31 protein-coding genes and 1 tRNA gene are annotated in these 24,173 nt (G+C 46.4%); 19 read left to right on the top strand and 13 right to left on the bottom strand.

The window, feature by feature from the left end:
- Nucleotides 1-13 precede the first annotated feature (13 nt).
- Entirely contained in the window at nucleotides 14-1,252 is a 1,239-nt protein-coding gene (locus KNO65_RS12935; RefSeq protein ID WP_208606717.1) for an aminopeptidase, read from the top strand.
- Nucleotides 1,253-1,292: 40 nt separating this feature from the next.
- Here KNO65_RS12935 and KNO65_RS12940 read toward each other — a convergent pair whose 3' ends face one another.
- Nucleotides 1,293-2,075: an alpha/beta hydrolase gene (locus KNO65_RS12940; RefSeq protein ID WP_214784726.1), complete on the bottom strand. Its 783-nt coding sequence runs from the start codon at nucleotides 2,073-2,075 to the stop codon at nucleotides 1,293-1,295.
- Nucleotides 2,076-2,189: 114 nt separating this feature from the next.
- On the opposite strand from KNO65_RS12940, the gene KNO65_RS12945 reads away from it, so the two are divergent.
- From KNO65_RS12945 to KNO65_RS12970, 6 genes are all read left to right on the top strand, one after another.
- A complete protein-coding gene (locus tag KNO65_RS12945) occupies nucleotides 2,190-2,771 on the top strand; it encodes a TetR/AcrR family transcriptional regulator (protein WP_214784729.1) in 582 nt (193 codons plus the stop codon).
- A complete protein-coding gene (locus tag KNO65_RS12950) occupies nucleotides 2,764-3,108 on the top strand; it encodes a DMT family transporter (protein ID WP_074037785.1) in 345 nt (114 codons plus the stop codon). The genes KNO65_RS12945 and KNO65_RS12950 overlap by 8 nt, the downstream gene beginning before the upstream one ends.
- Complete coding sequence (locus KNO65_RS12955) at nucleotides 3,105-3,419, top strand: DMT family transporter (protein WP_214784732.1); 315 nt, start codon at nucleotides 3,105-3,107, stop codon at nucleotides 3,417-3,419. The genes KNO65_RS12950 and KNO65_RS12955 overlap by 4 nt, the downstream gene beginning before the upstream one ends.
- Before the next feature lie 72 nt (nucleotides 3,420-3,491).
- Nucleotides 3,492-4,049, top strand: a complete 558-nt coding sequence (locus KNO65_RS12960; RefSeq protein WP_214784735.1) for a GNAT family N-acetyltransferase — start codon at nucleotides 3,492-3,494, stop codon at nucleotides 4,047-4,049.
- A gap of 86 nt (nucleotides 4,050-4,135) precedes the next feature.
- Nucleotides 4,136-4,208 (top strand) — tRNA-Val (locus tag KNO65_RS12965).
- Between the two features lie 149 nt (nucleotides 4,209-4,357).
- Nucleotides 4,358-5,053 carry a DUF554 domain-containing protein gene (locus tag KNO65_RS12970; protein ID WP_159563526.1) on the top strand — a complete coding sequence of 232 codons (696 nt, stop codon included), beginning with the start codon at nucleotides 4,358-4,360 and terminating at the stop codon, nucleotides 5,051-5,053.
- Nucleotides 5,054-5,074: 21 nt separating this feature from the next.
- Here the strand turns inward: KNO65_RS12970 and KNO65_RS12975 are convergent, their stop codons facing one another.
- The 4 genes from KNO65_RS12975 to KNO65_RS12990 all read right to left on the bottom strand — a co-directional run bounded on the left by KNO65_RS12975 (nucleotide 5,075) and on the right by KNO65_RS12990 (nucleotide 8,450).
- Nucleotides 5,075-5,293 (bottom strand): FeoB-associated Cys-rich membrane protein, encoded by a 219-nt coding sequence (locus KNO65_RS12975; RefSeq protein ID WP_035387786.1) that lies wholly within the window; start codon nucleotides 5,291-5,293, stop codon nucleotides 5,075-5,077.
- Between the two features lie 11 nt (nucleotides 5,294-5,304).
- Nucleotides 5,305-7,281: a ferrous iron transport protein B gene (feoB, locus tag KNO65_RS12980; RefSeq protein ID WP_214784738.1), complete on the bottom strand. Its 1,977-nt coding sequence runs from the start codon at nucleotides 7,279-7,281 to the stop codon at nucleotides 5,305-5,307.
- A complete protein-coding gene (locus tag KNO65_RS12985) occupies nucleotides 7,278-7,514 on the bottom strand; it encodes a FeoA family protein (RefSeq protein WP_034771241.1) in 237 nt (78 codons plus the stop codon). Before KNO65_RS12985 ends, feoB begins: the two co-directional genes overlap by 4 nt.
- Nucleotides 7,515-7,661: 147 nt before the next feature.
- On the bottom strand, nucleotides 7,662-8,450 hold the full coding sequence (locus KNO65_RS12990) for a pyrroline-5-carboxylate reductase family protein (protein WP_074037973.1): 789 nt from the start codon (nucleotides 8,448-8,450) through the stop codon (nucleotides 7,662-7,664).
- Between the two features lie 192 nt (nucleotides 8,451-8,642).
- On the opposite strand from KNO65_RS12990, the gene yidD reads away from it, so the two are divergent.
- Nucleotides 8,643-8,912: a membrane protein insertion efficiency factor YidD gene (yidD, locus tag KNO65_RS12995; RefSeq protein WP_015880777.1), complete on the top strand. Its 270-nt coding sequence runs from the start codon at nucleotides 8,643-8,645 to the stop codon at nucleotides 8,910-8,912.
- A gap of 129 nt (nucleotides 8,913-9,041) precedes the next feature.
- Nucleotides 9,042-10,394, top strand: coding sequence for an alanine/glycine:cation symporter family protein (locus KNO65_RS13000; protein ID WP_074037781.1), 1,353 nt, complete (start codon nucleotides 9,042-9,044; stop codon nucleotides 10,392-10,394).
- Between the two features lie 17 nt (nucleotides 10,395-10,411).
- On the opposite strand, the gene KNO65_RS13005 is transcribed toward KNO65_RS13000, so the two are convergent.
- Entirely contained in the window at nucleotides 10,412-10,777 is a 366-nt protein-coding gene (locus KNO65_RS13005; protein ID WP_159563530.1) for a potassium channel family protein, read from the bottom strand.
- Nucleotides 10,778-10,864: 87 nt separating this feature from the next.
- On the opposite strand from KNO65_RS13005, the gene KNO65_RS13010 reads away from it, so the two are divergent.
- Entirely contained in the window at nucleotides 10,865-12,106 is a 1,242-nt protein-coding gene (locus KNO65_RS13010) for a cytochrome P450 (RefSeq protein ID WP_214784741.1), read from the top strand.
- Between the two features lie 38 nt (nucleotides 12,107-12,144).
- On the opposite strand, the gene KNO65_RS13015 is transcribed toward KNO65_RS13010, so the two are convergent.
- Nucleotides 12,145-12,894 carry a sugar nucleotide-binding protein gene (locus tag KNO65_RS13015; RefSeq protein WP_078146308.1) on the bottom strand — a complete coding sequence of 250 codons (750 nt, stop codon included), beginning with the start codon at nucleotides 12,892-12,894 and terminating at the stop codon, nucleotides 12,145-12,147.
- A 100-nt stretch (nucleotides 12,895-12,994) separates the two neighbouring features.
- On the opposite strand from KNO65_RS13015, the gene KNO65_RS13020 reads away from it, so the two are divergent.
- Entirely contained in the window at nucleotides 12,995-13,570 is a 576-nt protein-coding gene (locus tag KNO65_RS13020; RefSeq protein WP_074037777.1) for a GNAT family N-acetyltransferase, read from the top strand.
- Between the two features lie 73 nt (nucleotides 13,571-13,643).
- The gene (locus KNO65_RS13025; protein ID WP_015880783.1) at nucleotides 13,644-14,453 is read left to right on the top strand and encodes a DUF368 domain-containing protein; all 810 of its coding nucleotides are present in this window, start codon (nucleotides 13,644-13,646) and stop codon (nucleotides 14,451-14,453) included.
- Between the two features lie 36 nt (nucleotides 14,454-14,489).
- Here KNO65_RS13025 and KNO65_RS13030 read toward each other — a convergent pair whose 3' ends face one another.
- Entirely contained in the window at nucleotides 14,490-15,044 is a 555-nt protein-coding gene (locus KNO65_RS13030; protein WP_074037776.1) for a methyltransferase family protein, read from the bottom strand.
- Between the two features lie 168 nt (nucleotides 15,045-15,212).
- Between KNO65_RS13030 and KNO65_RS13035 the strand changes: the two genes are divergently transcribed.
- Complete coding sequence (locus KNO65_RS13035; RefSeq protein WP_214691466.1) at nucleotides 15,213-16,259, top strand: NAD(P)/FAD-dependent oxidoreductase; 1,047 nt, start codon at nucleotides 15,213-15,215, stop codon at nucleotides 16,257-16,259.
- An 11-nt stretch (nucleotides 16,260-16,270) separates the two neighbouring features.
- Here the strand turns inward: KNO65_RS13035 and KNO65_RS13040 are convergent, their stop codons facing one another.
- Nucleotides 16,271-16,684, bottom strand: a complete 414-nt coding sequence (locus KNO65_RS13040; RefSeq protein ID WP_251131727.1) for a VOC family protein — start codon at nucleotides 16,682-16,684, stop codon at nucleotides 16,271-16,273.
- A 102-nt stretch (nucleotides 16,685-16,786) separates the two neighbouring features.
- Between KNO65_RS13040 and KNO65_RS13045 the strand changes: the two genes are divergently transcribed.
- Nucleotides 16,787-17,158 carry a hypothetical protein gene (locus KNO65_RS13045; RefSeq protein ID WP_074037773.1) on the top strand — a complete coding sequence of 124 codons (372 nt, stop codon included), beginning with the start codon at nucleotides 16,787-16,789 and terminating at the stop codon, nucleotides 17,156-17,158.
- Between the two features lie 65 nt (nucleotides 17,159-17,223).
- Here KNO65_RS13045 and KNO65_RS13050 read toward each other — a convergent pair whose 3' ends face one another.
- The gene (locus KNO65_RS13050) at nucleotides 17,224-18,096 is read right to left on the bottom strand and encodes a hypothetical protein (protein WP_214784744.1); all 873 of its coding nucleotides are present in this window, start codon (nucleotides 18,094-18,096) and stop codon (nucleotides 17,224-17,226) included.
- Nucleotides 18,097-18,367: 271 nt separating this feature from the next.
- Here KNO65_RS13050 and KNO65_RS13055 point away from each other — a divergent pair, with 271 nt between their 5' ends.
- Entirely contained in the window at nucleotides 18,368-18,595 is a 228-nt protein-coding gene (locus KNO65_RS13055; protein WP_214784747.1) for a hypothetical protein, read from the top strand.
- A gap of 178 nt (nucleotides 18,596-18,773) precedes the next feature.
- Here KNO65_RS13055 and KNO65_RS13060 read toward each other — a convergent pair whose 3' ends face one another.
- Nucleotides 18,774-19,688, bottom strand: coding sequence for a hypothetical protein (locus KNO65_RS13060; protein WP_078146313.1), 915 nt, complete (start codon nucleotides 19,686-19,688; stop codon nucleotides 18,774-18,776).
- A 196-nt stretch (nucleotides 19,689-19,884) separates the two neighbouring features.
- Here KNO65_RS13060 and KNO65_RS13065 point away from each other — a divergent pair, with 196 nt between their 5' ends.
- The 3 genes from KNO65_RS13065 to KNO65_RS13075 all read left to right on the top strand — a co-directional run bounded on the left by KNO65_RS13065 (nucleotide 19,885) and on the right by KNO65_RS13075 (nucleotide 22,107).
- A complete protein-coding gene (locus KNO65_RS13065) occupies nucleotides 19,885-21,081 on the top strand; it encodes an LCP family protein (protein ID WP_251131728.1) in 1,197 nt (398 codons plus the stop codon).
- 79 nt (nucleotides 21,082-21,160) lie between these two features.
- Entirely contained in the window at nucleotides 21,161-21,868 is a 708-nt protein-coding gene (locus KNO65_RS13070) for an SDR family oxidoreductase (protein WP_074037770.1), read from the top strand.
- A 20-nt stretch (nucleotides 21,869-21,888) separates the two neighbouring features.
- Nucleotides 21,889-22,107, top strand: a complete 219-nt coding sequence (locus KNO65_RS13075) for a PspC domain-containing protein (protein ID WP_074037769.1) — start codon at nucleotides 21,889-21,891, stop codon at nucleotides 22,105-22,107.
- 37 nt (nucleotides 22,108-22,144) lie between these two features.
- On the opposite strand, the gene KNO65_RS13080 is transcribed toward KNO65_RS13075, so the two are convergent.
- A complete protein-coding gene (locus KNO65_RS13080) occupies nucleotides 22,145-22,999 on the bottom strand; it encodes an aldose 1-epimerase family protein (protein WP_214784753.1) in 855 nt (284 codons plus the stop codon).
- A 75-nt stretch (nucleotides 23,000-23,074) separates the two neighbouring features.
- On the opposite strand from KNO65_RS13080, the gene KNO65_RS13085 reads away from it, so the two are divergent.
- The gene (locus tag KNO65_RS13085; RefSeq protein WP_240499783.1) at nucleotides 23,075-23,641 is read left to right on the top strand and encodes a TlpA family protein disulfide reductase; all 567 of its coding nucleotides are present in this window, start codon (nucleotides 23,075-23,077) and stop codon (nucleotides 23,639-23,641) included.
- Between the two features lie 51 nt (nucleotides 23,642-23,692).
- Here KNO65_RS13085 and KNO65_RS13090 read toward each other — a convergent pair whose 3' ends face one another.
- Nucleotides 23,693-23,899 carry a DUF3006 domain-containing protein gene (locus KNO65_RS13090; RefSeq protein ID WP_015880796.1) on the bottom strand — a complete coding sequence of 69 codons (207 nt, stop codon included), beginning with the start codon at nucleotides 23,897-23,899 and terminating at the stop codon, nucleotides 23,693-23,695.
- Nucleotides 23,900-24,173: the final 274 nt, after the last annotated feature.

A 24,173-nucleotide genomic window follows, 5' to 3' on the forward strand; every position in this document is an offset into this window, starting at 1 on the left:
AGGAACGATACATATGTCTAAGATTTCAATGCCGACAGAGGCAGATTTCGCACGCTATGCAGAATTAGCTGTGAAAAAAGGTGTGAACATTCAACCTGGTCAACAATTAGAAGTACGTGCTGACATCAGTCAGGCACCACTCGTCCGTCACGTGGTGAAGGCTGCTTATGCGGCCGGAGCGAAGCAAGTGTTCGTCAACTGGAGCGACGAAGAAACAGGGAAGATCCGTTATTTCAATGCACCAGCGGATTCGTTCAAAGAGTTTCCAGATTGGTTGAAGGCTCGTTTTGAGCAATTGGCTGAAGAGAAGACGGCATTCTTGTCAATCGTCAGTGATGACCCGGATGCATTGAATGGTGTGGAATCGTCACGTATTTCGGATGCAAACCGTGCAGCAGGACAAGCGCTTGCGAAGTGGCGTCAATATGTGATGAGCGACAATGTGAGCTGGTCAATCGTCGCAGGTGCGTCAGAAGCGTGGGCACAAAAAGTATTCCCGGGACGTGATGATGCGGTTGCAGCATTATGGCAAGCCATCTTCGCAGCAACGCGAATGGATCAAGAAGATGTTGTCGCGGCATGGGATACACACGATCAATCACTCCGTAGCCGTGCGAAGCTGTTGACAGAGAAGAAATATGCGAAGCTTCATTACAAAGCGCCAGGTACGGAACTGACGATTGGACTTCCGAAAAAACACGTCTTCCTTGGCGGTGGCGGTCCGAACGTCGATGGCATCGACTTTATCGCAAACATGCCTACGGAAGAGGTCTTCACGCTCGCAGATAAAGATTCTGTGGAAGGTTACGTATCGAGTACAAAACCACTCAGCTACAGCGGGAACTTGATTGATGAGTTCACTCTTTGGTTTGAAGGTGGGAAAGTCGTCAAAGCGGAGGCGAAAAAAGGGCAAGCGGCTCTTGATGAATTGTTGAATATGGATGAGGGTGCGCGTCGTATCGGTGAAGTAGCGCTCGTTCCGGATGATTCTCCAATCTCGAACTCTGGTCTTCTCTTCTATAACACGTTGTTTGATGAGAATGCATCGTGTCACTTGGCGCTCGGACGTGCGTACTCGACATGTCTCGAAGGGGGTCCTTCGATGTCACAAGAAGAGCTCGCGGCGAACGGGGCGAACGACTCGATGACACACGTTGACTTCATGATCGGGTCCGCCGAAATGAATATCGATGGTGAACGGGAAGACGGGACGCGTGAAGCAATCATGCGTGACGGGAACTGGGTCATCTAAACAAAAGAGCGAATTCCGAAAGTTACGGAATTCGCTCTTTTTACGTGCAATCGTATAGATAGCGCAGTGCGTGAGGCAAGCGGCGACGCCAGGCCGATTCGTTGTGAATCGCATTTGGTTCGACCTCATATCGGAAGGCGATTCCTTTCTGCGCGATGACGTCAATCAGTTTCGCATTCGTGAATAGGTAGTCGCTTGGAGTGATAGGCCCGCTCTCTTCATTTGTGCCAATGTCCATATATAGTTTACCGGCGAACTCAGCATGTTTCATTTCTCGGATCAATGGATCAAGATTGGCCCATGCCGCAGTGGAGAGGGAACCAACTCGTCGAATAGAAGGATAGGTCGCCATCATGTATAGAGAGATGACACCTCCCATCGAGCTCCCCATGACCCCGACATCTTCTGGGTCAGTAGCGTACTCGTTGTCAATTCGTGGTTTTAATTCGTTCATGAGCCAATCTGTATACATACGGCCTTGGCCACCGAGTGTTGGACGAGTTCTTGCCAATTCGGGTCCGATCCGTCGATACAGCATCTCATCTTCCTCATATGAATACTCATCATAACGGTCCAGCCAGTTCGGGGCGCTCGCGATGGCGACGACCATGAGCGGGAGTCGTAGTAGATCGATGCAACGATCGATTTCCCAACCTTCTCCATATGTAGCAGTGTTTCCAGAAAACACATTTTGTCCATCATGCATATACAGGACGGGAAGCGGGGTGCTGACGTCGACCCAGTCTGGTCGAAATACGCGGACAATCCGCTTTTGACCACGTACCTTCTCCGTCGGAATCGACACGTTCAATTGTTCAATCATCTTTCGTCACCTCCTTCTACTTGTATTGTGGAGAATCATGAACCAAAATACAATCGCCTGACTTGACTACCTACCGTTCGTTAGGTAAAGTGTGAGGCAAGGAGAGTGAATGACGTGAATACAAAAGATAAAATCATGCAGTCTGCTCGAACACGCTTCGCACGGAATGGTTACGAAGGGTTGTCACTAGCGGCAGTGGCGGAAGATGTAGGGATTCGCAAGGCTTCTTTATATGCCCATATCGATGGGAAGGAACAACTGTTCAAACAAGTCGTGTCAGATATGGCGAATCGTTACGAAGAAGTATGGCAGACAACTTGTGACGATACGGCTGGACGACCACCTTTAGAACGAATCGATTCGATTGTCAACACACTCACGTCATTCTTTAGTGATCATGAGACTTGGATGTTGACGAAACGAATGTTACTAGTACCTCCTCCGGAGTTTCGAGAGTATATCGAGGAAGTCATCGGTACGGTCGAAACCAAGTTAAAACGATTTGAGAAAGAGCAATTTCGACTGGCGATGGAACGTGGCGATTTACCGGTACAATCGCTCGATGAACTATATGCTGCCTACTATTGCTTTTTAGATGGCGCCTTACTATCGTTATTCACATTTGAAGAGGATCGGAATATGAGACAACAAGCTGCGTTTCGAATTTTCAAGAAAGGAGTGGGTTGGGATGAGTAAAGAGAAGAGTGCATGGATCTCCCTCCTGTTTGCAGGACTACTCGAAATCGTCTGGGCGACCACGATGAAGTTGTCTGAAGGCTTCACGATTCTAGGTCCGACATTGTGGACAATCGTGTTATTGATTCTCAGTTTCGGATTATTGGCGAAAGCGTTTCGGACGCTGCCTGCCGGTACGGGGTACGCTGTTTTTACAGGAATCGGTGCGGTCGGCACAGTCATAGTTGGCGCCTTCTTGTTTGACGAGGGGCTTAGTGGATGGAAACTAATACTTGTGGCGACGTTGATTATCGGCATCATCGGATTGAAGCAAGTGACAGGAGGGGAAGAAGCATGAGTTGGGTTTATCTGATTGGAGCGGGAATTGCTGAAATGACAGCCGTTTTCTTTATGGGGAAATCGAAAGGATACCAGATTTTAAAGTGGTCGATTGCATCAATTTTTTCGTTTGCGCTCAGCTTCTATTGGTTATCAAAATCACTTGAGGTCATTCCTCTTAGTCTTGCCTATTCCATCTGGGTAGGCATCGGCGCGGCCGGCGGTGTCATTTTAGGGATGCTCTATTTGAACGAATCGAAAAATCGTTGGCGTATCTTCTTTTTGTTGATGATTATTAGTAGTGTAATCGGTTTAAAAATTGTCTCGTAAAGGATTGAAATGTGCTGAAAACGGGAATTTATTACTTCAGATTATGTGATGAAAAAAAGGGGGCGGAAAACGATGCATCTTGTCGAGTTGCAATCCGAACGTTTGCGGTTTGAACCGTATACGCTTTCTGATTTCTATTTTGTCAAATCGCTTCTCCAAGATCCACGGGTGATGCGCTTCATCAGTCCGGATGGGAGACCGTATACAGACGAACAGACGATTGAATGGTTTGAACGTCAATTGGCCCGCTATGAGACAGGACGCCAAACGGGTCTCCTGAAGCTCATGACACTTGAAAGTGATGAACCGATTGGTCACGCAGGTACGCTATTGCATGAATTGGACGGCAAAATCGAGTTGGAAGTCGGATATTGGTTGTCACCGAAGCATTGGCACATGGGATATGGTCGAGAAGCCGCCGCGCGTCTGATGCAGCATGCTTTTTCAGAGGGCGAGAAGGAGATTATTTCTCTGATTCATCCGGACAACGTTCCATCTCAACGTGTCGCCAAAGCGAATGGTCTTCACTGGGATCGAGATACACTGTACAAGGATATGCTCGTCTCCGTTTATGCGGGTGACTTGGAGCGGTTATGTCGACATATCGACCGTCAACAAATGACACGATAAAAAGTCTCTAAAAAAATAAAAAAAGTTGTTGCCAACTCAATAGTTTCTTGATATATTAATAGTGTCCTTAAGAGAGGACACGACCTGATTCTGTAGCTCAGCTGGGAGAGCGCTACCTTGACAGGGTAGAGGTCGCTGGTTCGAGCCCAGTCAGAATCACTTGGGTGCCAAACCCTCGAGAAATCCACCGGAACATGGGTTTCCGCGAAGCCACTTCTTGCGAGAAGTGGCTCTTTTTTTGTATATTGACATGGCACGAAAGCAATTGGTATATTCCTTTCAATACATAATGAAACGGGGAATGCAACATGGTGCTAACGGGTACACTCGTCAATGCCGCATTGATTGTCATCGGGGCATTGCTAGGTCTCTTATTTCACCGCATTCCGGAGCGTATGAAGGAGACGGTGACTGCGGCAATCGGGCTTGCGGTCATCTTGCTTGGGATTCAAATGGGGATGAAGAGTGAGAACTTCTTGATTGTCATCGGAAGTCTCGTCGTCGGGTCAGCGCTCGGGGAGTGGTGGAAGTTAGATGAATTATTAAATGAAGTCGGTTATCGACTTGAACGGCGACTTGGAAGTCAATCGAGTGTAGCGGAAGGATTCGTAACGGCCACACTCATTTTCGTGATCGGGGCGATGGCCATTATCGGGGCGCTCGATAGTGGGTTGCGTGGTGATCATGACGTGTTGTACACGAAAGGGTTGATTGATGGTTTTACGGCCCTCGTATTAAGTTCGACACTTGGGATTGGGGTCATGTTTTCAGCAGTTCCAGTGTTACTGTATCAGGGCGGAATCGCATTACTCGCCATTCAAATCATGAAATTCATACCGGAATCGCTCATGGACAGTTTTATTTTAGAGATGACCGCGACCGGTGGGGTCATGATTGTGGCGATTGGTCTGAACTTGGTTGGAATCACAAAAATTCGCGTGGCCAATTTATTACCGGGGATTTTAGTGGTCGCGATGATTGTCACGGTTATACATATGCTGTAAAGAAAAAAGACTGAATTCGATTCAGTCTTTTTTCGTGGTTGCATTCATTGTGGAAGGCTCTTTTCGTAGAGCTTCCGCAATGATTTTATCCCAATCGGCTGCATCGCACGCCGCTGTACAGGTAGGTTCAATTTCACATGTTGCACATTTCCCGCCTTTTGCTTTACGTGTGTAGCGGTAAAGAGAAAATGCTGCATATCCAAAAACAATGAATCCGATGAGTAGGTCAAAGAATGACATGGTATTCCTCCTTACGCAAAACCGAATAAGCGACCGACTTGATAAATGACAAGAGACACCACATAAGCGACACCTAAACCGTATAAACTGGCGAACCATGTCAACTTGGCACTACCCACTTCTCGCCGGATGACAGCGACTGTCGCCAAACAAGGGACATAAAGTAAAACGAAGGCCATGAAGCTATACGCGCTGAGTGGGGTGAAGATTGGTAATAGCGACTCCGATAAATCTGATTCGCCGACCGCATAGATGATTGCCATCGTAGACACGACCACTTCTTTTGCTAAGAATCCGGTGATGAGCGAGGCACCGGCTTGCCAAGTACCGAATCCGAGTGGGACGAGTAATGTGGCAATCATACCACCAATCATCGCCAAGAAACTGTCATTCATCGGTACATCAAAGCCGCTTGGACCTGAATAGGCGAGTAGCCAGATGAACACAGAACCACCAAAAATAAATGTACCGGCTTTTCGAACGAATCCTTTAGCTTTTTGCCAAGTGCTACGCCATAAGGTAAGTCCTTGGGGAACGCGGTATGGAGGTTGTTCGACGATGAATAAGCTCGTCTGATCTTCAGAGGCCAATGCCTTCGTAAAGATTTTCGCGGCAATCAAGGCAAGGAAAATTCCCAACATATAGAGCGAGAGGACAACGAGTGCTTGATGAGTAGAGAAGAAACTCGCCGCAAACACAGCGTAAATCGGAAGCCGGGCCGAACATGACATGAATGGTGAGATGAAGATGGTGACTAGACGTTCGCGCTCCTCTTCGACCGTTCGAGCGGCCATGATTCCAGGAACGTTACATCCGAATCCGATAATCATCGGGATGAAGCTTTTTCCATTCAATCCGACGAGTTGCATGAAACGATCCATCACGATGGCGACTCGCGCCATATATCCAGAGTCCTCTAAAAATGAGATAAAGAAAAAGAGGACAAAGATTTGCGGAACAAAAACCAATACGCCACCGACACCTGCGATGACACCGTCTACGAGAAGGGCTTTAATGAATGGAGAAGCACCTACAGCATCTAACATCCAAACCGTTCCTGATGTGATCGGACCAGACAATAGTCCGTCTAATAAATCGGAAAGAGGTGCACCAACCCAATTAAATGTCACGTGGAATAGCGTATAGAGTACCCCGAAGAAGATGGGTAAACCTAAGATAGGATGCGTCACAACCGCATCGATGCGATCTGTCATCGTCACGTCCTGTGCATTGTGATTTTCAATGACCTGGTGTCGAATCTGTTTCGCCCAATCGCGACGACGCTCAGTGATGTGTGCGTGTGCAAAACGCCCTATAGCCGTTTCCAGTTCTTTTCGGACGGCAACAATCTCTGGAGATGATGCTTCTAAATGGTCGACGACAATCCGGTTGCCTGCTAAATATTGAATTGTAATCCAGCGATCCGTTCTCGATAGACCAGTTAAACGAAGAATGCGTGTAATCGCTTCTTCGGTCTCTGGACCATAGTTTAATTCGAAAGGTTGACGCTTCTCCATTTGAATCGATGAGAGCAAGACGTCACAACCATCACCTGTTCGTGCGGTGATCGGGAAGACATCTACTTGGAGGAGCGTTTTTAATTTGTCGAGATTAACATGCATTCCACGACTTTCTGCGACGTCGACCATGTTTAAACCGATTTGAAGCGGTCGTCCCATCTCTAGAAGTTGCAAAGTAAGTTGTAAGTTACGTTCTAATTGTGAAGCATCGACAATATTGATCATCCCGTCAAATGGTTCATGCAGTAAGAAACGGGAGACAATCGCTTCATCTGCCGAGAGCGGGTCTAAGTCATAGACACCGGGTAAATCAATTAATTGTCCGACTTTCCCATGTAACTGACCGATTTTTTGTTCGACTGTGACACCGGCCCAGTTGCCCACATGTGCGAATGAACCTGTTAATCGATTAAACAATGAAGTTTTGCCTGTATTTGGATTGCCAATCAATGCGATCCGTTGGCTCATGGTACAATCACTCCGATTTTTTCGGCATCTGATCTTCGGATGGCGATAATTTGTTGATGATCCACTTGTTCAATGGTGAGCGGTCCTGAAAAAATAGCTCTGCGCTTCACACGAACCGAGCATCCCTCGTAAAAACCAAGAGAAATCATTCGTCGGCGCAAGCGATCATCAATTTTAGTCAAATCAGATAAAATGACGGTTTGATTCAACGCGACATGTCGTAATAGACTCATAAGTAACCTTCCCCATCTTTTGATAACGATTCTCATTCGCTATCTTATCATGTCAAAAGAGAAAGTGAAATATTGATCATATAAAAAGTTATAAATAATAAATAGTAAGGTCGAGTGAACATAAAAAGAAGTGTAAACGAGTATCGTTTACACTTCTTCAATCGACTCATGATCTTCTTTGGCACTTTCGCGCAAGGCTGAAGCCATCACGTCAGCAAGATTCCGTTCACGAAGCACGCCGACACCACGGTCGGTCGGTCCGCCTGGAGCGGCCACATCGGCAATCAGTTCATTCGTCTCACGTGTTTCATGAGACAGTAACTCAGCGGAGCCTTTCATCGCTTGGGCGACAATTTGACGCGCTGTCTGTTCATCGTAACCGACATCCGTTAGGACGGGCGTCATCGCACCTACGATTTCATAGAAAAAGGCAGGACTGCACCCTGCAGCGGCCATAAAGGCGGACATCGTTTTCGCATCGGTGACGGCCGTTCGACCGACCCGTTCAAAGAGAGAAGTCGCTTTCTCACGGACTGCCTCATCTGTTTCTGGACCAAACCATAGCCCCGTCATCCCGTTCCGATGGGCGACAGGCGTGTTCGGCATGGCGCAAACAGCTGGTAGCCCTGAAGCCTCTTCTAATTGGCTCGGTTCGATATGTGCAGCGACTGAGACGAGTAGTGGGGTCTTCCATTCTTTTGATTCTACGTACGGGATGACGCCATCAGGTTGCATCGCTAATACGACGATGTCATAGTCGTTAACGTTTTCGTCCTCAACAATTTGAACGCCGAGTTCATCTTGTAGGAAGAGTAAGCGCTCCCGGTCACTTCGGTTTGTCATTGTGATGTGTGTCGGTTCGATGCCCGAGTCGATCCACCCGCGAACGAGCGCCTCACTCATCGATCCAGCACCGACCATTAGTAATTGATTCATCATTCGTCACCTCTTCTTTTCGATTCGGTCAATAGTTATGTTGACTATCATAACAAACATACACTCGAATATCGCCCATCTTGCTCATTTGTAAAGAGATGGAAAACGATTTGACATAGGAATCGACGAACATGACAAACGTTTCAAATCGCGCTATGATGGCACTAATTCAAAAGAGTGAGGCGAAATCGTGTGAAACGTGTACTAGTAAAAGGGATTCAAGGTTACCAGCGTTTTATTTCACCATTAAAGCCGCCAACGTGCCGATTTTATCCGAGCTGTTCGCACTACGGAATCGAAGCAATCGAAAAACATGGGGCTGTCAAAGGCAGTTATTTAACCGCTCGCCGACTCATTCGCTGCCAGCCGTTTCATCCAGGCGGGCTCGATTATGTTCCGGATACATTTGATTGGAAAGCGCCTTTACAACGAGAGAAACCTGAGTCACAGCGAGACGATTGAGTTCGTCTCGCTGTTTTTGTACAGAACAAACAATGAATCAGTTGTTTTAGTACAATACTTTTGCATTGTTCTAAGTATTCTGAAAAAATAGAGGTGTACACTATTTTTCGGGGGAAGGGGATACTTTGTATGGGGCAATCATTTAGTGAATGGGTGAGTACGGCATCCAACTTTGTATGGGGACCACCGCTCTTGATTTTGCTTGTGGGGACAGGCATTTACTTGACGGTGCGTCTAGGTGGGATTCAAATCACCAAATTACCGTATGCGTTGAAATTGGCGTTTTCGAAAAATCAGGATCAATCCTCTAAAGGGGACATCAGTCACTTCCAGGCGCTCATGACTGCTCTGGCGGCGACCGTCGGTACGGGGAATATCGTCGGGGTGTCGACAGCGGTCGTATTAGGAGGACCGGGAGCCATCGTATGGATGTGGGTGTCCGGTTTCTTTGGGATGGCAACGAAATACGCAGAGGCAGTTCTTGCCGTGAAGTATCGGGTCACTGATGAGCGCGGTCAAATGGCTGGTGGACCGATGTACTATCTAGAACGAGGGTTGAATCAACGATGGTTAGCGGTAGCATTTGCTGCATTCGCATCGATTGCGGCGTTCGGTATTGGAAACGGGGTCCAAACGAACTCAGTCGCGCTTGCGCTCAAAACAACGTTTGACGTACCACTATACATATCAGGGATTCTCATTATGATTTTTACAGGAGCGGTCATTCTCGGAGGCGTGCGTTCCATCGGGAAAGTAGTCAGTTACTTCGTCCCCGTCATGATTGCCTTCTACTTAGGTAGCGGTCTTTTAATTATGGTGATGAATTACTCGCTGATTCCGGATGCGTTCGCACTCATCTTCAGCAGTACGTTCAGTGCAGAAGCAATCGGTGGAGGGGCCATCGGAGCTGCCATTCGATACGGGGTAGCACGTGGTGTCTTCTCGAACGAAGCAGGTCTTGGCTCTGCTCCGATCGCAGCAGCGGCAGCGAAAACAGATATGCCGGGTCGTCAGGCGCTCGTCTCGATGACTCAAGTCTTCTTGGACACGCTTGTCGTCTGTTCGGTGACAGGATTGACACTCGTCATGGGTGGTCAAATCGGGACAGGACTTGAAGGGGTCGAATTGACTTCAGCTACATTTGAACTGTTCCTCGGACCAGCCGGCGGTTATATTGTCACAATCGGGCTCGTTTTGTTCGCCTATTCGACCGTGCTCGGTTGGTCGTATTACGGCGAACGCTCCATCCATTACTTGTTCGGACAAAAGTCGATTCTTCCCTATCGGATTGCTTTTGTACTCGTCGCGGGACTCGGTGCCATGACGACGAACTTGAACTTGGTATGGGCGTTATCGGATGTCTTCAACGGCTTAATGGCCATCCCGAACTTGATTGGTCTCTTGTTCTTGTCGGGTGTTGTCATTGCCGAGACGAAGCGTTTCAACCAACAGCTTGAAATTGAAAATCGAAAAGTTTCCTAAACGAAAGGACGCCATCCTTATGAATCAGAGGGTGGCGTCTTTTGTTTTGCTTCTAATTCATCGAGTCGTGCTTTTTGTAAATGATCAAACACTTTTGTGATAAAGCCAACCATGATGCCTACCCCGGTCAATACATATCCGATTGTGAATATTTTTCCGATGTCGGTCTGAGGAGCAAAATCACCATATCCGATGGTAGTCAGGGTGATGACACTGAAGTAAAGTGCGTCCAACCAACGCATCTCCTCGAACCGTGTGTAAAAAAGTGTACCGGATAGGACAGTGAGAAAGGCAAGACTGAATAAGACTTGGAACTCAGGTTCGCGGAGGCCACGCCAGATTCCGCGTACAATTCGACGCAATGTCAGTAAGAACGGCAACATGTCACTCGCTCCTTTCGATATTAGGTTTGTTCGCTAAAAACGGGGGAACATCCTTTATAGTTCGAGAAAAGAGAAAGGGTGAGTTGGATGGGGAAAGTCATACCGAAACAAGAAGGACTCGACCATAGTGTCGATTTTTTACGGGAAGGATATCTATTTGTTGCGAATCGTCGCAAAAGTTTTCAATCAAATATCTTTGAAACACGTTTGCTCGGGGAGCGCGTGATTTGTCTTGGGGGCGAAGAGGCTGCCGAGGTGTTCTATGATGCAGACAAATTCATGCGTCAGAATGCGGCGCCAAAACGTCTATTGAAAACCTTGTTTGGAGAAGATGGGGTCCAAACACTAGATGGTGCGGCTCATACGCATCGAAAACATATGTTCATGTCATTGATGACAAAAGAAAACATAGATCGATTGCTCCGCTTGACATATCGAGAGTGGAACCAGATTGAACGAATGGGAGAGGAGGTCGTCTTATACGATATTGCGCAACAAGTGTTGATGAAGGCCATATGTGAATGGTCGGGAGTTCCACTTGCGAAAGAAGAAGTTGGGAAGCGCACTGAAGAGATGAGGTTATTATTTGAATCGGGTACGTCTCTTGGTCCCACGTATTTACAAGGTCGGAAGGCACGAAGTTCCGCTGAAGCCTGGATTCGTCAGATGGTAAAAGAAGTGCGGTCGAATCGATTATTGCCGAACGAACATACGGCGCTGTACGAATTTTCGTGGCACCGAGATGAATCCGGAGAGTTATTACCTGAAGACGTCGTGGCGGTCGAAGTATTGAACATTTTACGCCCGACTGTCGCAATCTCGGTGTATGTCCTCTTTACTGTCTTAGCTTTACATCAGTTCCCGGATGTAAAAGAGCAGGTAGAGCGGGGAGAGGTCTCGAAAACAGAATTTGTCCAGGAAGTGAGACGGTTTTATCCATTTTTCCCTGTAGCGGCAGCTCGTGTCAAAACCGATTTTGAATGGGACGGCTATGCATTTTCGGAAGGGACGCTGACGCTTCTTGATTTGTACGGTACGAATCATGACTCCTCTATTTGGACGGAGCCGGATCGATTCGATCCCTCTCGTTTCAAAGATTGGAACGAGAGTCCGTTTAACTTTATTCCGCAAGGTGGGGGAGATGTAGATTTTGGACATCGATGTGCCGGTGAACATGTGACCATTGCAATTCTTGCACAAGTCATTGAGTTGTTTACTAAGGAATACGCCTACACGGTCCCGCCTCAAGACTTGAGCTATAGTTTTGTAGACATGCCGAGTCTGCCGAAAAGTAAATTGCGATTGACTCATCTAACTCGAAACCAATAAAAAAGTCGTCTACTCGATGGGAGTAGGCGACTTTGAATTTACTTCGTTTGCAAATTTAGGCGTTTGGAGATGGGACGAATCGAGACCGATGAATCGATCATTCGATTATCCCGTTTCGGTTCATCGGTACATTCAATCTGCCAGTCGGTGTCATGAAGCTCTTTTAGTCCGACGGCGATGTCGTATAGGGAATAGTTCGCATTTCCGTTTAACTGATAGATGCCCGGTCCACGTTTAGTCAAAATTTCAAATAGCGCGTCTGCCGTGTCTGCTAAAAATGAACATGATGGATACCAATGCTCACTCGCTTGGATTACCCCTCGTTGCTTCATCTCGTTCGTAAAATAGTCCATCATATTATTCGATCCGGCCTCATCCCCGATTTGCCATCCGAGACGAACGATTTGAGCACCAGGATTGGCGTTCATAATCGCACGTTCGCACTCACGCTTATACTTTCCATAGTCATCCTCGGCATCTGGTAGCGTATCTGGGGAAATCGGTCCGGTCACTTCATCTGAAAAAATTGAAACCGTGCTCGTGAACAGGAAAGGGATTTTCGCCTCACCACATAAACGAGCGAGCGTCTCGGCCCACTCCACCGCGCCCATACCGATATGTAAAAAGTAGTTCGGTCGGATGCGCTCGATGAATTCTCGCATTTCCTCTTCGTTTGTCGTGGACACTTGCTCGCGATTCCACGCAATCCCTTCAATTCCGTGGCGCTGTAACGTTTCGGCAACAACGGGTGCCACTGTACCGTTCATTCCTGTAAGAATAGCTTTCATTTCGATTCGCCCCTTTCACTCTATATGATGCCACAAAACGAGTGTGGACAAACAACCGATGTGCCGGGCTATGCTAGACTGGATGATGGAGGGATTAATCATGAATATTCGACAAGCAACCAAACAAGATAGTAAACAAATTGCACCACTCATGTATCAAGCGATCCATGAGATTGCGTACACATTGACAGCATCAACGGATACGACTGAGGTATTGGAGCGACTAGCGATGTGGGTAGAGAAACCAAATAACCGCTTGAGTCACGAAAACATCTGGGTGGCGGATTTTGAAGGAGAAGTTGCCGGAATGATCATCTCGTATCGTGGGGATAAGGCAGAAGAATTGGATCGACCGATTCGAGAATGGTTGACGGCGCATGGAAGTGGAGAAGAGGTGGACGTTGAAACGGAAGGTTATGTCCAATACATTGATTCACTGGCTGTCGCAGAAGCGTATGGAGGTCGTGGAATCGGGACGAAGTTAATCGAACACGTTTGTCTCGTTGCGAAAGAACGCGGTGTGCCCGCCGTCACATTGAACGTGGATCAAGAAAATCCTGCGGCACATCGCTTATACACACGTCTCGGCTTCCATAAGGAAAAAGAAATCAACATTTCTGGGGCGAGATTTGACTATATGATCAAAGAAATCAATTCGACTCCTTTCTCAGTCTAAAAGCGGATGCGCAAACTTCTTTTCTCGACTATACTAAGTGCTTGAGGAAAGATATACGTAAAGGAGATACATTATGGAGTGGAAGAACATTTGGCGAGGGATGGCCATGGGGACGAGTGATTTAATCCCTGGTGTAAGCGGCGGTACCATTGCAGTCATTTTAGGCATCTACGATCAACTCATCGAAGCGATTAGCGGCGTATTTAGCCGATATTGGAAAAAATATATCGGGTTCTTGATTCCATTGGCAATTGGAATGGGGACAGCCATTATCGCACTGAGTCGAGTTATTGAATACTTATTGCTGGAGTATTATGCACCGACACAATTTTTCTTTATCGGATTGATTTTAGGGATTATTCCACTTCTATTCGTGGAATTTAAATCACGCGCATCGATTCGTCCGGTTCATGTTATTGCTATGGTTGTCGCAACGATACTCGTTGCGAGTATGGCATTCTTGAATCCGGTTGATTCGTCTATTATGACGGACGTGACGTTCGGGACGGCACTTCTCTTATTCTTCTCCGGTTGGTTGGGCAGCATGGCGATGTTGCTTCCTGGAATTAGCGGTTCATTCGTCTTGTTGTTAATTGGCGTTTATCCAACCGTCATCAGCGCCATCTCAAACTTCAATCTGTTGATTATTGGGATTGTCGGTGCTGGAGTGGCCGTCGGCTTTATTGTAAGTAGTAAAGTCATTCGTTACTTGTTGGCGAATTTTCCGGGAATGACGTTCTCCGTCATCATCGGATTGGTCATTGGCTCACTCGCCGTCGTGTTTCCGGGTGTACCAGCTTCCGGAGTCATGTGGATACTCAGTATCGTCGCATTCATCGCGGGGGTCATCGTCGTCCGATTACTCAGCAAATATTCTGTCTAAATGAAAAAGGAGTCCAGCGATGAGCCGGACTCCTTTTTAATAGATGAAGGGGAAGAGGCGCTTGCGCGTCTTCGACCAGGATTGGTAAGACTGACCGAAATGGCGAATGAGCATACCTTCCTCGATTCGAATGCGGTACAGTAATGCAAGCGAGGTGAGACCCGCACCAATCAAGGCGATTCCCCAATGAATAAAGTATAGCGAGAATCCGAACGTAATCAATAACAACCCTGTGTAAAGAGGGTGGCGTAAGTAACGATACGGTCCCGAGCTGACGAGTTCGTCTTCCGGTCGGACGACGACATGTCGTGTGAATTGATGACGTAAGTGTAAAATCCCCCAATAACGTAACGACACGCCGGCTATGTAAAAAGTAAGTCCGATGATTCGTTGAACTGTCGAAGGCTGTGATTCGAAAACAAGCGAAGAGATCATAGACAACACGAAGACGCCAATCATCGTCGTCGCTACAAAGTAAAAGCTCTTCCGCTCGACAGCCCCGTCTGTTGCCTCTTTTCGGTTACGAAATCGCCACGTCTCAACTAGCCAAAAAAATGATACGACGATTAATAGGACATCCATCCAATTCATCACGCACATCCTCCCTTTTGATTCATGTTTCATTACCCGACCTACGCATAAGAAAAACCAAATCCATCAGGGCGATATTCGAAAAAAATTGTCAAAGTGACCAAAACAGGTTATCATCTAATGAGAATGATTATCATTTTTACGTATATAGAGAGGAAGGGTGCTACGATGAACGAGGAAGTATTCGACGTGACGATTATCGGTGGGGGACCGGCTGGATTGTATGCCGCTTTTTACAGCGGTTTACGAGGTATGAAGACGAAAATTATCGAATTTCAACCTTTTTTAGGCGGGAAAGTACATGTCTATCCAGAGAAAATGGTTTGGGATGTAGGTGGTCTCCTACCGACGACTGGGGCAAAACTGATCGACCAACTCGTCGAGCAAGGTCTCACCTTCTCTCCGACGGTCCTTCTTGGCGAGAAGGTGGAGTCGATCTCTAAGCGTTCAGACGATTTGTTCGGGATCGACACGACGAACGGTCATCATATTTCCAAAACCGTCATCGTTGCGACAGGAAGTGGGATCCTCAAACCGCATAAGGTTGAAGTGAGCGGAGCGGAGCGGTTCGAATTGTCGAACCTCCATTACACGGTTAAATCACTTGAACGCTTTAAAGGAAAGCGCGTCTTGATATCGGGTGGCGGCAATAGTGCAGTCGATTGGGCGAATGCGCTCGAGCCGATTGCAGAGCAGGTCGTGCTGACGTATCGAAAAGAAGAACTTAGTGGACATGAAGCACAAGTTGAAAAAATTAAACAGGGTCGAGTCGACTGTTGCCCACGATCAAAAGTGACGGATTTGATTTCTCACGATGGGAAATCGATTCAACAAGTTCTTTTGACTCATGTCGAAACAGGAGAGACGAGCGTAATCGAGGTCGATGAAGTGGTCATCAATCACGGATATGAACAAGACGCGGAGTTGCTTCGGAACAGCGAATTGCAGGTCGAGATGAAGGATGGGTTTTATGTGAGAGGGAATTCAGGTAGCGAGTCATCCATACCGGGATTGTACGCTGCCGGTGATATTCTCACGCATGAAGGGAAAGTACATCTCATCGCTGGAGCGTTTCAAGATGCTGCGAATGCGGTGAACCGGGCCAAAACATACATTGACCCGAATGCGAACGCTACCGCAATGGTGTCCTCTCATAATGAACGGTTAAAAGAGAAGAATCGTCAAATCATAGAAGAAACCATGATGAAGCAGTAAGAGGACCACTCTTACTGCTTTTCTCTAGGATAATCACAAAGCTCGGTAATCACACCGCCTGAATGACGCGGGTCCATGTAGATTAAGCGTCTACCTTTCGCGGTCGTACGCAGTGTGTCTTCTAAAAAGGTGATGCCATTTTGTTTGTGAGCGGCCATCGCTTCGTCCAAATCGTCGACACGATAGGCGATATGATGAACACCCTTCCCTCGAGCTTTCATGAACCGGGCAATCGGACTCGTCTTACTAGTCGGACGCAACAATTCGATGACATCCTCTCCAATATGAATGACGGCTAATTCGGTCTCGACCCCGATGGCCGTGTTCGTATAGCGGTCCACGAGTTCTCCTCCTAAGACCGTCGTGTAAAATGTGATCGCCTCGTCTAAGTCTCGAACGGCAATCCCAGTATGATCGATATGCATGTAAATTCCTCCTTCTGCTTCAGTTTGCCTAAAGTTGAACAAAATGTCACTTCACAACGTTTCAAGCCTATCCGATATAATAGGAGAGGGAGGGACAGCGAAATGAACGGAAAAATCACGATGGGTTTGGTGGGCACTTTCGCCTTTGTATCATTTGTGTTTGGACTCTCGCTTGCGACGTTTGTCGACTATCGCATCAATGAAGAACAGGTTGTCCTTGAACGATTAACGACCCATAAACAAATTGGTCCGACCGAGTTGCTGTCTACCGAGGTCGACTTTCATTTAAATGGGTCGAATTATGCGATTCGTTTTAAAGATGAACCAAATATTACGTATTGGTTCAATGTCGTCGATCGCAAAATTAAGTTCGATCGGATTGAATCGCTCGATTTGAGAGATACGGGGCTTCGGACAGAACTGTTTGAAGCGATGCCGCCTCTAGCGATGGAGTCGACTACTGCTGCAGAATAAAAGACGTCGAATGAACAACTTTTTCCTTTGAGAAAGAGTTGGTTTGCTCGACGTCTTTTGATTGTTTAGGAATAAATCGGGGTCGGTGGTGCCTGTAGTATGTACGTATAACGACAAATACTCGAGATTTGGGCGCCGTGACGACGAAGTGTATAACTCAAATCAGGTTGCAAACTTGTTGCTGAAATATGTGCCTCTTCAATGTATCGGAACATGTAGAAAAATTTTTGTTGAAGGAATGAAATAGCTTCCCGCAATAAAGTCTCGTCACAGTCAACGTGCATCTCTTGTATTGAAATATGGTACATATGTAAGCGTACTTTCATGATTCCAATCACTTGTCGGTTCCACTTCACGGAATAGAACAATGTTTGCTGGCGAACTTCTCGTGCGAATTGTTCATCTGTCATCGAAATGACACCCGGAAGGAGATGACAATGTTCATTTCGAAATGTGAGCCAATCTGCTCTTCTTGAATAGTCCACCAATTCGAGTGTCCAATTGGTATGGGTTGCTTTCTCGCAAGGGATGAATGGTAGATGATACGTTTTGGTTTGATGAAATACTTGAAACCCTGCTGCTTCATATATTCGATGCTTGTCTTGATTATGAGAATCCTCTTCCTGAAGATAGTACGTAATCGGGTACTTTGTTTCTCGACTTCGTACATAGATCAAACGATGAAGTAGTCCGCGAAAGACGTGACGATCACCATATGTGGCTTGAGAGAGGCGAATGGCATGATCCGTTTCAAGCTGTTCGTCGTTTGCGACGATTGAAGCGAGTGGGGTATCTCGATTGAGTGCGACGTAGACGTGATGATGCGAGGGAAGGGAGAGAAGCAAAGGGGCCTTGCTTAAAGGATATAGCGACTGAATGGAAATACGCTCATGTAACGGTAATTGCCTGCATTCTACAAAACGTAGCGCTCGTTTCACGAAGAATCCTTCTTTCTTTATCAAATGATAAGTACAAATAAATTGTAAGCGCTATCTTGTATCGTGGGGTGTGGCAGTATGATGAAAACTGACTCGAGAAAAAATCAATTACGTAAGAAAAAGGTTCGAGTAAAATAGAACATATCCGTCCAATACAATGAAATGGATTTCCTTTCATTTTTCATCTGTGAGATTCATCAAATGTCAGCGCAACGAATGGATGAGACGTGCTATACTTAAACACAATGAAAACACGGAGTAGGAGTATATGATGAAATACATTTATCAACTGATTCTGGTTTCTGTGCTTTGGTTGACGGTAACACCGTTTGCAGCCATGGCCGAGACAGAACCGGTCGTCATTCATGAAAATATCATTGTCGAAGAAGATGTAGAAATTCATGAAGGATTTCAATCGCCGAATGAAATGGTGTATTTGTTCGTATTAATTGTGTTGTTATCTGTCATCGGACTTGGCATGATGAACACGATTGAATAACGTGAAAACGTTCACAAAAATGCAATAAGTGATTTGGTAACGGTTACAATCGTTCCCTTATACTTATATGTGTAGGAAGAAAGTTCTGCACCAACTTTCTGTCCTCCTTTTCAAATGAACACCCCTCGTTCATATCATGTATTGGAGTCAATCGATCCCATCGATTGACTCCCTTTTTTTAAAATCGGATTCGCTTTTCTTTAGCAATTCGTTTTAAGCGCTTCGTCTCACTAGTGTGTCCGTGACTCTCTAAAAAGTCGACATATACCCGAAATGGTTCGGAGCGATGAGAAAAGAACGGAATATATTCAGAGAACAATTTTTGTTCCGCTTCTTTCAAATTCCCTTCAGCGACGAGAAGGCGGAGTTCTAACATTTTAAGCGCTTGATAGTTTTCGAGCGCGGTATCCTCTGTTTGGGACTTCTCTAACATCCGATCGCAAAGTTTTAAGAGACGGGAGTGAAGGAGTTTTCTTGTATTGGCATGACTGTGTTCGATGGGTAGCGTTGAGAGTAAATCAATTCGTGTAGAATCAACATCTTTTGGCACGTAGAGTGCGGTGTATAGGGCGCGGTCAATCCAAACGGTATCAATCGGGGCATCGAGCTGATAGTAGTGAATGAGTTGCTTGAGCATGGTGACTTGTGAAATTTTTAAAAGGCGAAACGGGTCACTCGTAGAGAAGAGCGGTTCTTCGCCAGCTGATGTAGAGAGGAGGTAAAACATTTCTTCATACATCGTACGTGCTTCTGTGTATTCCTCGGCGTAATGTGCTAAATCGCGAATGATTTTTTTAGCATGAATGTACCAATTTTTTTGGTCGCGTTCTGACATGACTTGATTCGGACGAATGTACAAATGTTCGTACGCAGAATCAACAAACCGTTCAGCCAAGGTGATGGTTTGCGAGAGCGAATGTCGCTCTTCAGAATTTTTTTTCTCTTTATAGCGCGTGAATTGGCTGATCATAAAATCAAAATCTTGATCATCAATCACATCTTTAGGAGTATGACGGTACATTTCGACGAGCAAATCGCGTAACGTCGCCTCGCCATACTGCTCTAACAATACGCGTAACTTTCCGATGCGCATCAGCTCTCCTCCTTTCAGTCAAACTTTTCGTAGGCAATCTCGATTTGGGCAGAAACCAATTATTATTCCTTTCCCGCTTTTCATCTGAAACAACCATTCGCTCTCATGCTTAAGACGGATTTTCGTAAGAAACGTTGTCAGATGATGGCTGGTTCGGGATAATAGAGAAAAATTGATAAAGTTGAGGATCATAATGATGAAAGATGAACAACATTTATCGCGTGTCGAACGTAGAAAGCGCGAATTAGAACAACAAGAAATCGAATCGTCTCGTGTGGACCATGGTCAAGCGGACGAGCCCTCTATACATGCACAATCTGAACAACAGCGTGAACGGGCAACACGCCAATCAGAACATCCCTTTTTAAACGAACAAACCCAAGAATCGCCAAGGACGAAAAATGGGACGGCAAAGTCAAGTCGGAAACGACTGCCCCGGGTTTCATTATTTTCGAAACGGAAACCATCTCGACCAAAATCTCGACAGACGACGAAACCATCAACACCGTCTACCCCTACTAAACGAGAAATGGATCATTCGTCTAAACAACCATCGAAACGAAAGCGTAAATGGAAGGGGAAAGCTGCCCTTCTCTTACTGGCAATGCTACTGATTGTTGGATATTTTGCGACTGCTCCATTTACATTCCTCATTATGGGGAGCGATGCGCGAGTAGGAGAATCGTTGTCGGGATCTCGTACGGACTCCTTGCAGTTGATGGAATTCGTACCACGCTCTGGTACTGTTCAGAATGTATCGATTCCACGTGATACGTATACAGCGATTCCATGTGAGCCTGAACGGGAAGGTGACAAAATTACGCATGCGTTCGCGTTCGGCGGCGCAGAGTGTACGATTGGTGCCGTGGAAGGGCTGACCGACGCCTCGGTCGACGGACAGGTCGTCATCACGTTCGAATCATTCATGGAATTGATTGATTTGATTGGTGGGGTAAATGTCACGGCGACGCATTCGTTTAGCGAGAAAGGGTTCAACCAGACGTATGAGTATACAGAAGGTGTTTCCTATGCAATGGATGGAGACATGGCCTTGGCGTATGCGAGACACCGTAAATCGGATACAGACGGAGCACGTTCGAATCGTCAAACGGAGGTCATGACAGCTGTCGCTGAAAAACTGGCAAGTCCTTCAGGATGGACAAAAATTCCGGCGACGTATCGCTTCATGAAAGAAGAAATGGGACTTGAGATGAACGTCTTGCAAATGGCATCTGTCGGATTGACGATGATTTCGAATCCTGAGGTGAATAAGATGCAAGTCGAGGGTCAAGATGCTTATATCAATAACGTGTATTATTATGAACCGTTAGAAGAGAGCGTGCAGGCGATTCGAGACGCCCTTGATTTATCTGTCTGGGGTACTGTCAGATAATTTTAAGAAAAGGGTTTGATTCTGACTTGAAAGAGGAAATTTAAACAAATGAACTACTCTTTTGAGGAGGGAAATTTGAATGAAAGTTTTAGTCATTGGAGCAACAGGAAAGATCGGGAAACGTGTATTGAAAAGCCTAGCGAAAACCCATCAAGTGACCGCTTTAATTCGTTATCCTGAACTACAAGCAGAGTACGAGAAAATGGGTGCACACGTATTGACGGTTGATGTCGAGACAGAACTCGAGAAGAAAGTACATGAGGCGACAAGTGGACAAGATGCCGTTATTATCGCGGCAACTGCTGGCGCGGATGGTTCGAGCACTGAAATTGAATTGCTTGACCGAAACGTTGCGATGAATGCCATCGATGCCGCTAAGAAAGAACGGGTACGTCATGTTGTCTTACTCAGTGCCTATGGCGCTGATCAACCGAACGCTGCACCGAAAGAACTCTTTAACTTTCTGTCAGCTAACAATGCCGCTGACGAGTATATCGAACATAGCGGTTTGAACTATACGATCATTTGCCCAGTGACCATTGTTGATGAACCGAGTAAAGGTTCAATCGAAGCATCAGAGGACTTGAGTGATGCGGATGGTGCGACGATTTCCGAAACCGATGTAGCGACTGTCATCGCAGCGTCTCTCGACAACCGAGGTCTGTACGGTCGCCGAATCGAAATCAAGTCTGGTAGCACACCGATTAATGAAGCGCTCGACTTTGAAGGGCGTGGAGAGGTTGCGAACGGCGGAAGAACGACATTACGTCGACCACAACGATCATAATGAGTTGAGGAGAAGATGATATGGAACGGAAACTTTATAAAGACCCAAACAATAAAATGATTGCCGGTGTTTGTTCAGGGCTTGGAAACTATCTAGGGGTGGACGTCACCATTATGCGAGTCCTATTCGTGGCGATGGCGCTTCTCGGTGGCCCGGGACTCCTCATTTATATCATTCTGGCACTCATCATGAAAAAGCCGGTGTCAGAATATGAAGCCGAACAAGACGATCGCTTCTAAATCAAAAATCAATCCGACAAGACGTCGGATTGATTTTTTAGTTTTCCATATATAATGTATAACTCGCTCCGAACGTTTCGTTTGGTGGGAGGAGTTGGATCCCTTCTTTGTGTAGGAAATCTTTTCGATGGCCTTTATAATCCGCATGTCCGAACCAAGGTTCCAAACAGACGAACGGAGCGTCTTTCTGCGGCGGAGACCAGATGCCGAAATGCGTGAAAGAGGGACTCTCCATTACGATGGCTGCGCCGGTTGGTTGATGTCGGAGTGCAGCATACTCAATTTTCTCAAATATGAGTGCATCGTCGGCAAATAACGACCGAGTGAGGGGGATATACTGACGTTCTCCGAGTGGTTGATACGCGCCTGTTAAATAAGGGCCCTCGAGCAAATAGCGATCGAGGGAGCGGATTTCGCCGAAATCGATCACGTAGTCTTCAAATGTCCCGCCCATGAACGGAATATTGAATGCAGGATGACCACCGATGCTAAACGGTAACGTCGTTTCGCCCGGGTTATGGACGCGATACGTCACAATCACTTCTTCGCCCACAAGTTGATAGGACACGGTCAGTGTGAATGGGAATGGATAGTGTTGACGTGATTCCGATGTATCGTTCAATGTGAAGCGGACCGACGTGGCAGTCGAAGATTCGACCTCGAACATAGCGTCCCGAGCGAATCCGTGTTGACTCATCGTATAGGTGTTTCCCTCATATACATATTGATCATCGAGCAATCGACCGACAATCGGGAAGAGGATCGGGGCTTGTCGTCCCCAATAGGTCGGGTCCCCTTGCCATAAGAGTTCAGTTCCGGATACTTTCCAACTCGTCATCTCAGCACCTTGTGCCTTTAAGGTTATCTGTATTTTCTCGTTTTGAAGTTGCACAATCCATACGCTCCTTTACGGGTTTATGATAAGTTAAGTGTAGAAATCTTAAGTAAAACAAACAAGGGGTAAATGATGCGCTTACAAAGAATTGGTATTGGAACGCTGATCCTTCTATTGATTGCTGGCCTCGCATATAAAGGCTACGAGGAATATATGATGACACAAAAGAAAGAAGAAGCGGTTCCGATCGTCCAAAATGAATCGGTATTAGGAGGACTTGAAGTGGGGCAACAAGCCCCGGACTTCACTTTGAATACGTTAGATGAGGAGAATTTGACCCTTTCTGAGTTCCAAGGACAGCCGGTCGTCATTAACTTCTGGGCCTCTTGGTGTCCGCCATGCCGGGATGAGTTTCCTGAACTCGTATCGTTTGAAGAAGCGACAGGCATCCCAGTACTTGGTGTGAACGTCACCAAAAATGAGCGACGAGGAAAAGAGGACGTGGAGGCATTCCTAGATGAGTATCCCGTTGATTTTCCGATTTTGCTAGATGAAGAGGCCGCTGTCGAGCAACAATATCGTGTTGTCGCATTACCGACGACGTACGTTCTAGATGCAAAAGGGATCATCATGGCGAAAAAAACGGGTCCGGTAGACGAGGCGTGGCTTCAGCAACAAATCGACGACATCTCAGAATGAGTCAATCGAAAAAAAGCTGAACGAACTGCCCGGTTAGAGAGGGCAGACCGTTCAGCTTTTATAGTGTTGCTTGATCAATGCGTCAAAGTTAGGGGTCATATCTTCTTCAAGATAGTAATGATGGTTGTCTCGAATGATTGTATCACCAACACGTGCTTCGGATGGTAGGAATCGTCTAGGGATGAAACTTGAGCCGTTGTTCCATCTCAACACGGCATATTTTCCCTCGATTCGTACCAATGTACCGTACTTAATCATACCTCTTCCTCCTCGACGAGCAGCTTCTGTCTCTTTTTATCCTTACATCATGTATTCCCAAATTCCACAAAAGCTACACATCTTTACACGTGTCTGTCTAATCACTATAGGGACGTTGTATCAAAAAACGATAGAGGTTAAATGCGGGAAATGTGAAGAAAGTTTGAAGAAAACGCTTTCTTTTTTTGAAATGGTCTTTTATAATGAAACCACGGGGTGATTATGACGAAACTGTGAACAATGGGGGGATGGTCATGTTTTCTTCTGCAATGAT

Origin of the sequence: Exiguobacterium sp. S3 (assembly GCF_018617295.1) — a bacterium.
Classification (GTDB): Bacteria; Bacillota; Bacilli; order Exiguobacteriales; family Exiguobacteriaceae; genus Exiguobacterium; species Exiguobacterium profundum.